Below are 12378 nucleotides of genomic sequence, written 5' to 3'. Positions count from 1 at the left end.
ATGTTCTGTAAGACATGGTTTGAATTTTACGGAGGTGTGGGGTTAATGCATTGACCTGGATCAATAAAGCGAGCGCTTACGAATTTTTACCGGAATTACCCACATAATGTTTTTAATTTTTCAGTGTCACGCAAAGAAATAGATTTGTTTTGAATATCGATCAAGCCTTCATCCTGAAAGCGCGAAAAAAGCCGACTGACGGTTTCAACAGCCAGACCCAAATGATTAGCGATATCACCACGTGACATACTGAGCTGAAATTCACGTGCAGAAAAGCCACGATCCTGGAAACGACGCGAAATAGATAATAAAAATGTCGCCAGTTTTTCTTCAGCCGTTTTTTTGCCTAATAAAAACATCAGACTTTTATCGCCAGACAATTCTTTACTCAAACGTGACATCATCTGTACTTGAAGTTGAGGCATATTGGTGCCCAACTCTTGCAACATATCGAAAGGTAATTCACACACACTACTGCTTTCTAATGCTTTTGCGTTAGAACGATAAGCCTGTTCATAGATAGCATCCAGACCCACAAACTCACCGGGAAAATAAAATCCGGTTACTTGCTCGCGACCGTCAACCGCAGAAACCGTTGTTTTAAAGGAACCAGAACGAACAACATAGATAGAATTGAACGGTGTCTGGGTACTAAACAGTGGCTGACCTCGGGAATAACTCTGACTGCGCTTGATGATTTTATCTAATTGAATCAAGTCGTTATTGTGTAAACCAAGTGGCAAACATAAACGATAAAGTGAACACTCCTGACAAGCGAGATTATGTTCATGTTCGACTTTAGCGAGGTCCTGAAATAGTGGGGTAACGTTGCCTAACTGGGTCATTGCTAATCCTATATAGTGAACGTTGACTATAATAACGCTTCAAACCCTTGTTCGAAACAGTTATTATCTCCTTTTATTACTAATTTTCAGGAAATCAAATGACCACTCGTAGCGCGTCAGTTGCGCGAAACACACTGGAAACGCAGATCGAAGTTTCAATCAATCTGGATGGTAGCGGTCAATTCAATGCCGAAACGGGTGTTCCGTTTTTAGATCACATGATGGATCAAATAGCCCGTCATGGCTTGTTTGATCTGAATGTTAAAGCAAATGGCGACTTACACATCGATGCTCATCACACCGTTGAAGATGTAGGCATCACAATCGGTCAGGCCTTAAAAAAAGCATTAGGTGATAAAAAAGGGGTTGTTCGCTACGGACATGCCTATGTGCCGCTAGATGAAGCATTATCTCGCGTTGTACTTGATCTTTCTGGTCGTCCTGGACTCGAGTTTGATGTCACATTTACCCGCGATAAGATTGGCGAGTTTGATGTTGACCTGTTCTACGAATTCTTCCAAGGCTTGGTAAATCACGCCGGCATTACACTACACATTGATAATCTAAAAGGCCGCAATGCTCATCATATTGCTGAAACCATTTTCAAGGCATTTGGTCGAGCATTACGAATGGCTGTTTCACTGGATCAGCGCGCATTAGAACAATTGCCTTCAACTAAAGGTGCTTTATAATCTTTTTAAAAGAATTATTAGCCATAAATTATTAAGTAAATAAACAGGTTTAACATGCATCGCATAGCAGTGATTGACTACGGCATGGGTAATTTACGCTCTGTCTCAAAAGCACTGGAAGCAGTTTCCAATAATGCCTCTGTTGTTGTTACGTCAGATCCTCAGACCATTCTTTCTGCCAGCCATGTTTTATTTCCAGGTGTTGGAGCAATACGTGATTGTATGGCAGAACTAAAACATCTGGAACTGGAACACGTTATCAAACAAGCTGCTCAGGAAAAGCCTTTTCTTGGAATATGCTTGGGGATGCAGGCCTTATTGACTCATAGTGAAGAAAATAATGGCGTCAATACACTTGATATTTTCACTGGCGAAGTCAAATTATTTCAGCCTGCCAAAAATGCTGATGGCGAAAAACTCAAAGTCCCACACATGGGATGGAACCAGGTTCATCAAACCTGCTCACACCCGTTATGGAAAGGCATAGAGCAAAACAGCCGTTTTTATTTTGTACACAGTTTTTATGCTGTTCCTGAAGACAAACAGGTTATCGCTGGCACATCTGCCTATCCTGATGATTTTGCCGCCGCACTGTATAAAGACAATATCTTTGCTGCTCAATTTCACCCTGAAAAAAGTCAGCGTGCTGGGCTTCAGTTATTAGAAAATTTTGTAAACTGGGACGGTCAGCCGTCCTAATCAACATCAACAAACGGAGTAAGATTATGTTGTTAATCCCTGCCATTGATCTCAAACAAGGTCACTGCGTGCGCTTGCGTCAGGGGCGAATGGAAGATAACACCGTGTTTTCAGAAGATCCTGTTGCCGTTGCCCGTAAATGGGTTGAAGCGGGAGCCAAAAGACTTCATATGGTAGATTTAGACGGTGCTTTTGCTGGTAATCCGGTTAACGCTGAAGTTATCCATGAAGTTTGCAAAACATTTCCTGAGCTAGATGTACAAGTTGGGGGTGGCATTCGTGATGAAGAAACGATAGAAACATATCTTCACGCCGGTGTTCGCTACGTCATTCTGGGAACCAAGGCGATTAATGCACCTCATTTTGTGGGTGATGTGTGTGCCGAATTTCCAGGTCACATCATCGTTGGTCTCGACGCTAAAGACGGGAAAGTCGCCATTGATGGCTGGTCGAAATTATCCAATCATGATGTCGTCGACATTGCCCAGCAATTCGAGCAAGACGGTGTTGAAGCCATTATTTACACAGATATCAGCCGCGATGGCATGATGCAGGGCTTTAATCTTGAATCTACTCGAAACTTGGCTCGGGCAATTCAAATCCCTGTTATCGCATCAGGTGGCGTCAGCTCCTATGAAGATATTGAATCTTTATGCGCTTGTGAAGACGAGGGTGTGATGGGGGCTATTTTAGGCCGCTCAATTTATGAAGGCAGTATCGACCTGAAAAAAGGTCAGGAACTGGCTGATAAATTAAACCCGCCGTTGGAGTTTTAAAGCTAACCATGGCTCTCGCGAAACGCATTATTCCTTGTCTTGATGTTGATGGTGGACGTGTCGTAAAAGGCGTCCAGTTTGTTGATATCAGAGATGCCGGCGATCCAATTGAGGTTGCTAAACGTTACGACCAACAAGGCGCTGATGAAATCACTTTTCTCGATATCACAGCCACACATGCTGAACGTGACACAATGGTCCATGTTGTTGAAGCTGTAGCCAGTCAGGTGTTTATTCCATTAACTGTTGGTGGAGGAATAAGAACGGTTGAAGATATTCGCCGAATGCTGAATGCCGGTGCCGATAAAGTGGGCATCAACTCTGCTGCAGTTAATAATCCTGAATTTGTTCGCGAAGCGGCAGAAAAATTCGGCTCACAATGTATTGTGGTAGCGATCGATGCTAAAAAAGTCTCTGCTGAAAACGAAACTGATAAATGGGAAATTTTTACCCACGGTGGTCGTAAACCTACAGGGATTGATGCTGTTGAGTGGGCTAAAAAAATGGTCGACTATGGTGCTGGAGAAATTCTGTTAACCAGTATGGATAAAGACGGCACCAAATCAGGGTTTGACCTGGCACTGACGCGAGCAGTCAGCGATGCGGTGAACGTTCCTGTTATTGCGTCAGGTGGTGTTGGCAAACTTCAGGATTTAACCGATGGTATAAAACTTGGCCATGCCGATGCTGTCTTAGCAGCAAGTATCTTCCACTTTGGTGAACACACTGTTGAAGAGGCAAAACAACAAATGGCAGCACAGGGTATTGAGGTGAGACTGTAAATGACAGCTTGGATAGAACAAGTAAAATGGAATAGCGATGGACTTGTTCCTGTTATTACACAAGAGTTTGAAAGCAAGCAAGTACTTACTTTAGCCTGGATGAACAAAGACGCTTTACAACTGACCGCAGAAAAAGGGCATGCTGTTTACTGGTCTCGTTCCCGACAAAAGTTATGGCATAAAGGGGAACAGTCAGGGCATCAACAACTCGTTAAATCGATACGAATGGATTGTGATAACGATGCCATCTTGCTTGAAGTGATTCAAAAAGGCGGGATAGCCTGTCATACAGGCCGCCATCACTGTTTCTTCAATGAGCTTCAAGAGGGTCAATGGCAAGCTGTTGAGCCTGTGTTAAAAGATCCCAAAGATATCTATTCATGAGCGATATAATCAAACAACTGAGTGAAGTTCTTATTGAACGTAAAACAGCAGATGCAGACAGTTCTTATGTCGCTAGTCTCTATGCTGCTGGGACCGATAAAATCCTGAAAAAATTAGGTGAGGAAGCGGTAGAAACCGTTATCGCGGGTAAAGGTGGAAACAAAGATGAAATCATCTATGAAACTGCCGACTTATGGTTTCATAGTCTTGTTTTACTGGCACATAATGATATCGATACTCAAGCGGTGCTAGACGAACTTGCAAGACGTTTTGGCCTCTCAGGCCTGGAAGAAAAGGCTAACCGGAGTAAATGATGAGTGATTGTATATTCTGCAAAATTATCGCAGGTGAAATACCTTCAAGCCGGATCTTTGAAGATGAGCTGATTTATGTCTTTAAAGATATCAACCCAAAAGCGTCGGTCCACCTGTTAGTTATCCCAAAACAGCATATTGCCAGACTGGATCACGCTAATCAGCAACACGCCTCACTTCTTGCTCATATGATGCTCAGTCTGCCTAAAATTGCAGAGAGTCAAGGTTTGGATAATGGCTTTAGAACTATCATCAATACCGGACCGGGTGGCGGTCAGGAAGTTGATCATCTGCACATTCACATCCTTGGCGGCGATAAAATGCCAGGATTTAACTAGGAGATAACCATGTTAGGTGGTATTAGCATTTGGCAGTTACTGATTGTTTTAGCCATTGTGATTTTATTATTTGGTACAAAAAAATTACGCTCTTTGGGTGGAGATTTAGGCAGTGCCATAAAAAACTTCAAAGACTCAGTGCAAGATGGCAAGGATGACATCGAGAAAGGTGAACATGATTCAATTCAGCACCATGATACGCATGAGTCATCACAGAAAAGCGATAGTAAAGATAAAACATCTCACTAAGCTAAATCGGCGTATTTGCCATGTTTGATATTGGATTCTGGGAAATCTTGGTTATTGCTCTTGTGGCACTGATTGTTGTCGGCCCGGAAAGGCTGCCTAAACTCATCAGAGTGACAGGATTATGGATAGGGCGAGCCCAGGCTTCTTTGCACGCCATAAAAACCGATATTTCAAGAGAGCTTCGGGCACAAGAGCTTAAAGATGCTCTGAATAAAACCAATCAAACCATGTCTGATATGAATCAAACAATTCATATTGATGAAAGCTTAGAAAGCCAGAAAAAAACAGAAAACACCGAAGAGACAGATAAAAAAGATGGATAATAACGATCAACAACCATTGATATCACATCTGGTTGAACTTAGGGATCGTTTGCTAAAAGGCGTGTTAGTTGTACTGGTCATCGCTTTATGTTTACTGCCTTTTTCTAATGACCTTTACCACTTTTTGTCCGAACCGCTCTTAAAGCAATTACCAGAGAGCAGCACCATGATTGCGACCGAGGTCGCTTCCCCCTTTTTGACCCCCTTTAAACTGACGCTGAGCATCTCCATTCTGTTGGCTGTTCCAGTTTTGTTATATCAACTGTGGGCCTTTGTTGCACCAGGCTTATATTCACATGAAAAAAAGCTGGTATTCCCACTGCTGTTTGCCAGCACCATTTTATTTTTCTTAGGAATTATTTTCGCTTATTACGCGGTGTTTCCACTGATCTTTGCTTTTTTGACGCAAGCTGCTCCTGAAGGGGTAGCAGTGATGACAGATATCAGTAGTTATCTGGATTTTGTTTTAAAACTATTTTTTGCCTTTGGTTTGGCCTTTGAGGTCCCTATTGCCACTGTCTTGCTTATCTGGACTCAAGCGACAACGGTGGAGGCCTTGAAAGAAAAACGGCCTTACATCATCGTGGGGGCGTTTGTAGTGGGCATGTTACTCACGCCCCCGGATGTGATTTCTCAGACCTTACTTGCTGTCCCCATTTGGCTATTATTTGAGATGGGATTATTCAGCGCACGGTTTTTACCAAAAAAACAGCAAGAACTCTAAGCCTTGTAACGCATTCGTGTTCCATGTTGTAAAGAAAGTAAAATTTCCTCAGCTTCAAATTGTTTAGGAAAATAGACCCCGGAAATTTTTGCACCATGAATGCTCGCACCTTCCATGCTGACACATTCGGTAAAGTCTATCCCCCTCAAATCTGCTTGACGAAAATAGCTATTTGAAAAGTCCAGACCTTTTGCTAGCAAACCAACTAAGGTTAAGTGCCTAAAATCGCATCCCCTTAAATCTACCTGCTCACCGGCAGCAACTCGTTGGTTAAATTCTTGAACTTTACCATCACGTAGTAATTGGTAAAGTGGGTTATCGGTAATTACTGGAGCAGCCATTGTTGTTTCTCCCTTACTGTCTTTATTGTTATATAACGGCTAGATTCTAGCTAAGTCCATCATATTTCTATACAAAAGAAAATATTCCGATATATTTCACAAATACCTAAATGAATTTCACCCTTTATGCTATTTTAAATCCATAAAAACAGCAAAAGGCTCAGATCATGACAATCAAACAATATCTAATAGAAGAAATCGAAGTATTACTTCAATTCCCGTTAAACAGCACTCAAGCAGGCATTAAAGTTCATCACAACGCCAGACAAGAAATGATCGATGCCACTGAAAATTTATATAAAAAAGGACTCATCAGCCAACATGATGGGGGTTATCTCACTGATTTAGGCTACGAAGCTGCAGAACACTTACAGCACGCATTACAAATCATCTGTTCTGAATCTTCTGAAATAGCATAAAGCTATAATCATACTGATTCTTTTCATCGGCTTTATGGTCTTCTGAACTCACCAGTTTCCAATCAGAACGATCCCAGTCAGGAAACCAGGTATCACCACCATCAATGGTGGTGTGGACTTGTGTGATATAGAGTTTGTCAGATAGTGGAAAACATTGTTTATAGAGCGATGCTCCTCCCATAATCATCACTTCTTCAGCATTTTCACACAAAGAAAATGCCTGCTCCAATGAATGAACAACATCACAACCGTCAGCAATATAATCATCTTGTGACGTCACAACGACGTTTCTTCGACCCGGTAGTGGTCTACCAATTGATTCATGCGTGTTTCTTCCCATGATAATGGGCTTACCCATGGTAGTTCGTTTAAAAAACTGTAAATCGGCAGAGATTTTCCATGGCAAATCATTGTCTTTGCCAATCACACCTTGTTCATCCATCGCCACAATCATTGCTATTTTCATTCATTCTCCAAACACATTTTTAACCTAATAACAGGCGTAAATTTTACTCATAATAAGTGCTGTATAAGATCCCTATAAGATCGATCACAAGCTGTGGATAACTTTCCCTGTGGATAACTCCTGTTTTTATCCACAGGATTTAGTCTGCGCAGCTTTAAAGTTATCAACATGTGTAAACATCGATAACAATCTGATTTATATGTTGTAATAAGAACTATCCAACAATCCACAGGCATAAATCATTAACATCACTAAAAAAATATCTTTCTTTCTTTATGTTTAATTAATGACTTGCATACTTCACATTAGCGTACCGTGTCCTCTCAGACAATTGTTTGATTACACCTCAGATTTACCTATCTCCGAATGGGAAATAGGTGCTCGGGTAAAAATAAACTTTGCCAACCGACTCTGCACTGGCATTGTTGTAAAACTGAGTGAAGTTAAAAGCGATACAGATATCACTAAGTTAAAAGCGATCGAAGAAAAGTTAGATGACAAAAAATTAATTCCAGATGAATTAATGCAAACATTACTTTGGGTAAGTCGGTATTATCACCATCCTCTTGGCGAATGTTTTCAGACAGCTTTGCCCAAATTACTCAGAACAGGAAAACCAGCAGAACTTGATAAAGAAACGTGGTGGTTCAGAACAGACATAACTGTCGATAAAAAAATGGGTTCAAAACAGCAGCAGTGTCTGGATTTGCTAGAAGATTATGCTGACGGTATCAGCCAGTCGATGTTTAAACAGTATTTAGGGAATGTCAGCAGTTCTCTCAAAGCGCTTGAAACAGCAGGCTTGATATCACAACAACAAAAAGCAAAATTACCCATTCCAAGTAATGAACTGAATGTTGATTTAATACTGAATCAGCAACAACAACAGATTGTAGAAAACGTTTGGCAAAAAAAAGAAGAATTTCAGCCCTTTTTATTGGAAGGAATAACTGGTAGCGGTAAAACAGAAGTTTATATTGAGCTAACCGAAAGAGTGTTAAAAACCAATAAACAAGTATTAATACTTATTCCAGAAATTGGTCTGACAGGACAGTTTGTTGAACGATTTAAAAAAAGACTGAACACGACCATAGTCATCCTGAACTCAGCCGTTTCAGATAAAGAAAGAAAACAAGCCTGGTTATTAGCAAAACAAGGTTTAGCAAATGTGATTATCGGTACACGCTCAGCCGTTTTCACCCCATTGATTAACCCAGGACTTATCATCATCGATGAAGAGCATGACAGTTCCTATAAACAGCAAGATGGCTTACGTTATCATGCAAGAAATGTCGCTCTGATTAGAGCTCAAAAATACAATATACCGATCGTCATGGGCAGTGCGACACCGTCACTAGAGAGCTTGTACCAAGTAAAAAAACAACGTTTTCAATTGCTTGAATTAACACAAAGAGCAGGTAATGCTCAATTACCACCGGTACGTTTAGTCGATAACAGTCAAGCAAATCCTGAGCATGGCTTTAGCGATGTCTTACTCAAAGCAATCAAAAAACATCTGGATGCGGGTAATCAGATTATTTTGTTTATCAACCGACGTGGTTATGCCCCCGTTTTGATGTGTCATGACTGTGGCTGGCAGGCTAAATGTAAACATTGTGATGCAAGAATGGTGGTTCATCAGCATCGCAATATTTTGTTTTGTCATCATTGTGGTTTTATTCAGCGATTAGTTGAAGAATGTCCTGAATGTGAATCAAAGTCATTGAAAAGTTATGGTGCTGGCACGGAAAAAATTGAACAGCACTTGCAAAAACTTTTTCCTGAAACACCGGTTATTAGAGTGGATCGAGATACTACCCAGAGAGTGAACGCTTTTTCAGATCTGATTGCTGATATTAAACAAGGGGAAGCCCGAATTCTGGTGGGAACACAAATACTGGCAAAAGGTCATGATTTTCATGATGTTACTCTCGTCGGTGTTCTCGATACTGATCAGGGATTGTATAGTGCTGATTTCAGAGCCACAGAAAATCTGGCACAAATGATTACCCAGGTCACAGGTAGAGCCGGGCGAGGAGATAAGTCAGGCGAGGTATTAATTCAGACAGAACAACCTGCGCATATTTTCTGGAAAAACTTCATCAAAAAAGGCTATAAGAAAACAGCAGAAAGCTTGTTGGAAGAACGTATTGATATGGAATTACCGCCGGTTTCGAATTGGGCGGTTATCCGCGCTGAATCTTCTGATAGAGAACAAGCAACAGCGTTTTTACAAGAGTTCAGCGCACAATGTCATCAACATGCGTCAGAGGATGTTCTGATTTTGGGACCGGTTCCAGCGATTATGGAAAAAAAGGGAGGGCGGTTCAGAGCACAATTATTATTGAGTAGCGCACATCGAAAACCCTTACATCAGTTATTGGATCGACATATCAGTGTGATTTCACGGCATAAACTGGCAAGAAAAGTACGTTGGTCAATTGATATTGATCCAGTCGATCTTTTGTAAACAAAATTACCGACTAAAAACGATAACGAAACAAGGATGTAATCCAAGCGGATGATCGGGTAAAATGCGCGACACTATTCAAATTGCATTCAAGGTTCATCAACGTTGAAAAATCAACTGAAAAACCTGCTTGGTCAGGCTTTATCTTCATTTACTCAAAAACATGCTTTAGAGTTTGATCTACCTGAGATTCAGATAGAACGAACTAAAGATAAATCTCATGGTGATTTTGCTTCAAATATTGCGATGATGTTGGCAAAACCAGCCAAAATGAATCCACGACAAATTGCGACCGAAATTCTCGAAGCATTACCTGAAACCGATTTTGTCACAAACGTCGAAATTGCCGGACCTGGATTTATTAATTTTTTCCTTTCTGCTGAAGCGAATCAACAAGTCATCAAAGATGTGCTTGAGCTGGGTGAAAAGTTCGGATTAAGCCAGGTAGGTCAGGGTAAAAAAGTACAAGTTGAATATGTCTCAGCTAACCCTACAGGTCCTTTGCATGTCGGTCATGGGCGTGGTGCAGCTTATGGTTCTGTTGTTAGCAGTCTGTTATCTGCCGCTGGCTTTGATGTGCATCGTGAATATTATGTCAACGATGCTGGCCGCCAGATGGATATTCTGGCTACTAGTGTCTGGCTTCGTTACCTGGATGAATGTGGTGAAGTGTTTACCTTCCCAAGTAATGGCTATCAAGGTGAATATGTTCGCACCATCGCCGCAGAGTTAAAAACGGAGTATGGAAATCAATTTTTGCTGTCTGCCAGTCAAGTTTTTGAGGATATCCCTGCTGATGAACCTGATGGCGGCGATAAAGAAATGCACATTGATGCTTTAACCAATAAAGCCAAAAGCTTATTAGGCGAAGCCAATTATCGGATTGTTTTTGATAAAGGCTTAAATGCCATCCTCAATGACATTCGTGATGATCTGGCTGAGTTTGGTACCGAATATGATGAATGGTTTTCTGAGCGTTCATTAGTTGAATCCGGTGATGTAAATAAAGCTGTTGAAATGCTGAAACAAGCTGGTCATCTCTACCAGGACAAAGGTGCATGGTGGTTTAAATCCACAGATTTTGGTGATGAAAAAGATCGCGTTGTTGTGCGTGATAATGGTCAGGCCACCTATTTTGCTTCTGATATTGCTTATCACCTCAATAAATATCAACGTGGCTTTGATCGCATCATTGATATCTGGGGTGCTGATCATCATGGTTATATCCCGCGTGTTAAAGCGGCTGTGGAGTCAATGCAGCTTGATGCTGATAAATTAAATGTCTTGCTGGTGCAATTTGCTGTGCTGTACCGGGGAACTGAAAAAGTGGGTATGTCTACTCGTAGTGGTGAGTTTGTCACTCTTCGTGAATTACGCAATGAAGTTGGCAAAGATGCAGCGCGTTTCTTTTATGTAATGCGTGGTGCTGATCAGCATATGGATTTTGATCTGGAACTGGCCAAATCACAGAGCAACGATAATCCGGTGTATTACGTCCAGTATGCCCATGCACGTGTCTGCAGTGTTTTTAGACAACTGGCTGAACGTGGACACAACTGGGATGCAGAAGCGGCAAAACAACATTTAGCTAAGTTGACTGAGCCTCATGAAGAAGCTCTGATGAGCATGTTATCGCGTTATCCTGAGATTCTGGAAACAGCCGCGTTAAACCATACACCACATCTACTGGCACATTATCTTACTGATTTAGCTCGTGATTTCCACACTTACTACAATGCACATCAGTTTATTGTGGATGATATGGAATTGAGTCAGGCTCGTTTATTACTTGTATCTGCAGTCAGACAAGTGATTAAAAATGCATTGTCTGTTATGGGTGTTTCTGCGCCTGAGTCTATGTAAGAGGTTGAACATTGGCGGCAAAAAGAAATACACGTAACGATTCATCATCACGCTCCCTGCCATGGGGGCCGATGTTATTGAGCTTTGCTGTAGGCGCATTTGTGATGTTTTTATTGCATCTCAAAGATAATGTTCCAGCAGATAAGTCTGGCAGTGTAAAAACAACCGAGTCGAAGCAAAAACAAAAGCCTGCAAAAAAAGAAGGGGTGGAACCCACATTTGATTTTTATACCTTACTTCCTGAGATGGAAGTCATGGTGGATAAAAAAAATCAGGGTTCTCAGCCTATCGTGACTTCGCCTTCTGATGACTCAGATGCAGCAGAAGCCACTATTGGAAGCGAAACGGGCAGTGAAACGCAACCCTCTGCTGAAGCTGATGTCAGTTATATGTTGCAAGTTGGCTCGTTTAAGCGGGCAAGTGACGCTGATGGTTTCAGGGCCAAATTAGCCTTATTAGGTATTGAGTCTAAAGTTCAGAGCGTTACTATAGACAATAAAGATACGTGGCATCGCGTTCAGGTGGGTCCTATTGCTGGGCGTAGTAAAGCTGATGCATTGCAGAAGCAGTTACGTGATAACAATATTGACTCACTACTTTTGCGAGCCAAACATAATTGATAATAGAAAGTTGAATTAATTCGTGACTGTCATGGTCCCGGCTGTTTATTATCAAGCGCTACTGATTTCAGTT

17 protein-coding genes are annotated in these 12378 nt (G+C 41.4%); 14 read left to right on the top strand and 3 right to left on the bottom strand.

Translation table 11 applies throughout. The annotated features are described in order from the left end of the window. Positions 1–95 precede the first annotated feature (95 nt). Positions 96–845, bottom strand: a complete 750-nt coding sequence (gene fnr / locus MAMP_RS01735; protein WP_007144247.1) for a fumarate/nitrate reduction transcriptional regulator Fnr — start codon at positions 843–845, stop codon at positions 96–98. 98 nt (positions 846–943) lie between these two features. On the opposite strand from fnr, the gene hisB reads away from it, so the two are divergent. The 10 genes from hisB to tatC are packed head-to-tail and all read left to right on the top strand — an operon-like array spanning position 944 to position 6126. Next, positions 944–1537 (top strand): imidazoleglycerol-phosphate dehydratase HisB, encoded by a 594-nt coding sequence (gene hisB / locus MAMP_RS01730; protein WP_007144246.1) that lies wholly within the window; start codon positions 944–946, stop codon positions 1535–1537. A 54-nt stretch (positions 1538–1591) separates the two neighbouring features. After that, positions 1592–2236, top strand: coding sequence for an imidazole glycerol phosphate synthase subunit HisH (hisH, locus tag MAMP_RS01725; protein WP_007144245.1), 645 nt, complete (start codon positions 1592–1594; stop codon positions 2234–2236). A 26-nt stretch (positions 2237–2262) separates the two neighbouring features. Beyond that, on the top strand, positions 2263–3012 hold the full coding sequence (gene hisA, locus MAMP_RS01720) for a 1-(5-phosphoribosyl)-5-[(5-phosphoribosylamino)methylideneamino]imidazole-4-carboxamide isomerase (RefSeq protein WP_007144244.1): 750 nt from the start codon (positions 2263–2265) through the stop codon (positions 3010–3012). Positions 3013–3020: 8 nt separating this feature from the next. Further along, positions 3021–3794 (top strand): imidazole glycerol phosphate synthase subunit HisF, encoded by a 774-nt coding sequence (gene hisF / locus MAMP_RS01715; protein ID WP_007144243.1) that lies wholly within the window; start codon positions 3021–3023, stop codon positions 3792–3794. After that, positions 3795–4178, top strand: a complete 384-nt coding sequence (gene hisI, locus MAMP_RS01710) for a phosphoribosyl-AMP cyclohydrolase (RefSeq protein ID WP_007144242.1) — start codon at positions 3795–3797, stop codon at positions 4176–4178. It abuts the gene before it with no gap. Further along, the gene (locus MAMP_RS01705) at positions 4175–4492 is read left to right on the top strand and encodes a phosphoribosyl-ATP diphosphatase (RefSeq protein WP_007144241.1); all 318 of its coding nucleotides are present in this window, start codon (positions 4175–4177) and stop codon (positions 4490–4492) included. Before hisI ends, MAMP_RS01705 begins: the two co-directional genes overlap by 4 nt. After that, positions 4492–4830 (top strand): histidine triad nucleotide-binding protein, encoded by a 339-nt coding sequence (locus MAMP_RS01700; RefSeq protein ID WP_040576129.1) that lies wholly within the window; start codon positions 4492–4494, stop codon positions 4828–4830. The genes MAMP_RS01705 and MAMP_RS01700 overlap by 1 nt, the downstream gene beginning before the upstream one ends. A gap of 9 nt (positions 4831–4839) precedes the next feature. Beyond that, on the top strand, positions 4840–5079 hold the full coding sequence (locus MAMP_RS01695) for a Sec-independent protein translocase subunit TatA (RefSeq protein ID WP_007144239.1): 240 nt from the start codon (positions 4840–4842) through the stop codon (positions 5077–5079). A 20-nt stretch (positions 5080–5099) separates the two neighbouring features. Then, a complete protein-coding gene (gene tatB / locus MAMP_RS01690) occupies positions 5100–5402 on the top strand; it encodes a Sec-independent protein translocase protein TatB (protein ID WP_007144238.1) in 303 nt (100 codons plus the stop codon). Continuing rightward, positions 5395–6126, top strand: coding sequence for a twin-arginine translocase subunit TatC (gene tatC, locus MAMP_RS01685; protein ID WP_007144237.1), 732 nt, complete (start codon positions 5395–5397; stop codon positions 6124–6126). The genes tatB and tatC overlap by 8 nt, the downstream gene beginning before the upstream one ends. Here the strand turns inward: tatC and MAMP_RS01680 are convergent. Further along, a complete protein-coding gene (locus tag MAMP_RS01680) occupies positions 6123–6467 on the bottom strand; it encodes a pentapeptide repeat-containing protein (protein ID WP_007144236.1) in 345 nt (114 codons plus the stop codon). The genes tatC and MAMP_RS01680 overlap by 4 nt on opposite strands. Positions 6468–6634: 167 nt before the next feature. On the opposite strand from MAMP_RS01680, the gene MAMP_RS01675 reads away from it, so the two are divergent. Continuing rightward, the gene (locus tag MAMP_RS01675) at positions 6635–6886 is read left to right on the top strand and encodes a TIGR02647 family protein (RefSeq protein ID WP_007144235.1); all 252 of its coding nucleotides are present in this window, start codon (positions 6635–6637) and stop codon (positions 6884–6886) included. Here the strand turns inward: MAMP_RS01675 and folA are convergent. Then, a complete protein-coding gene (gene folA, locus MAMP_RS01670) occupies positions 6855–7352 on the bottom strand; it encodes a type 3 dihydrofolate reductase (protein WP_007144234.1) in 498 nt (165 codons plus the stop codon). The two genes, MAMP_RS01675 and folA, sit on opposite strands and share 32 nt — an antisense overlap. Positions 7353–7638: 286 nt before the next feature. Between folA and MAMP_RS01665 the strand changes: the two genes are divergently transcribed. The 3 genes from MAMP_RS01665 (at position 7639) to MAMP_RS01655 (ending at position 12305) form a co-directional block, all read left to right on the top strand. After that, on the top strand, positions 7639–9822 hold the full coding sequence (locus tag MAMP_RS01665; RefSeq protein ID WP_040576128.1) for a primosomal protein N': 2184 nt from the start codon (positions 7639–7641) through the stop codon (positions 9820–9822). A gap of 105 nt (positions 9823–9927) precedes the next feature. Next, positions 9928–11685, top strand: coding sequence for an arginine--tRNA ligase (argS, locus tag MAMP_RS01660; RefSeq protein ID WP_007144232.1), 1758 nt, complete (start codon positions 9928–9930; stop codon positions 11683–11685). An 11-nt stretch (positions 11686–11696) separates the two neighbouring features. Continuing rightward, the gene (locus MAMP_RS01655; protein WP_007144231.1) at positions 11697–12305 is read left to right on the top strand and encodes an SPOR domain-containing protein; all 609 of its coding nucleotides are present in this window, start codon (positions 11697–11699) and stop codon (positions 12303–12305) included. The last annotated feature ends 73 nt before the right edge of the window (positions 12306–12378 follow it).

This window comes from Methylophaga thalassica MP, assembly GCF_000214595.1.
GTDB lineage: Bacteria > Pseudomonadota > Gammaproteobacteria > Nitrosococcales > Methylophagaceae > Methylophaga > Methylophaga thalassica.
Note: the sequence above shows the minus strand (reverse complement) of the source record. Positions and strands in the feature narration are given on the sequence as shown.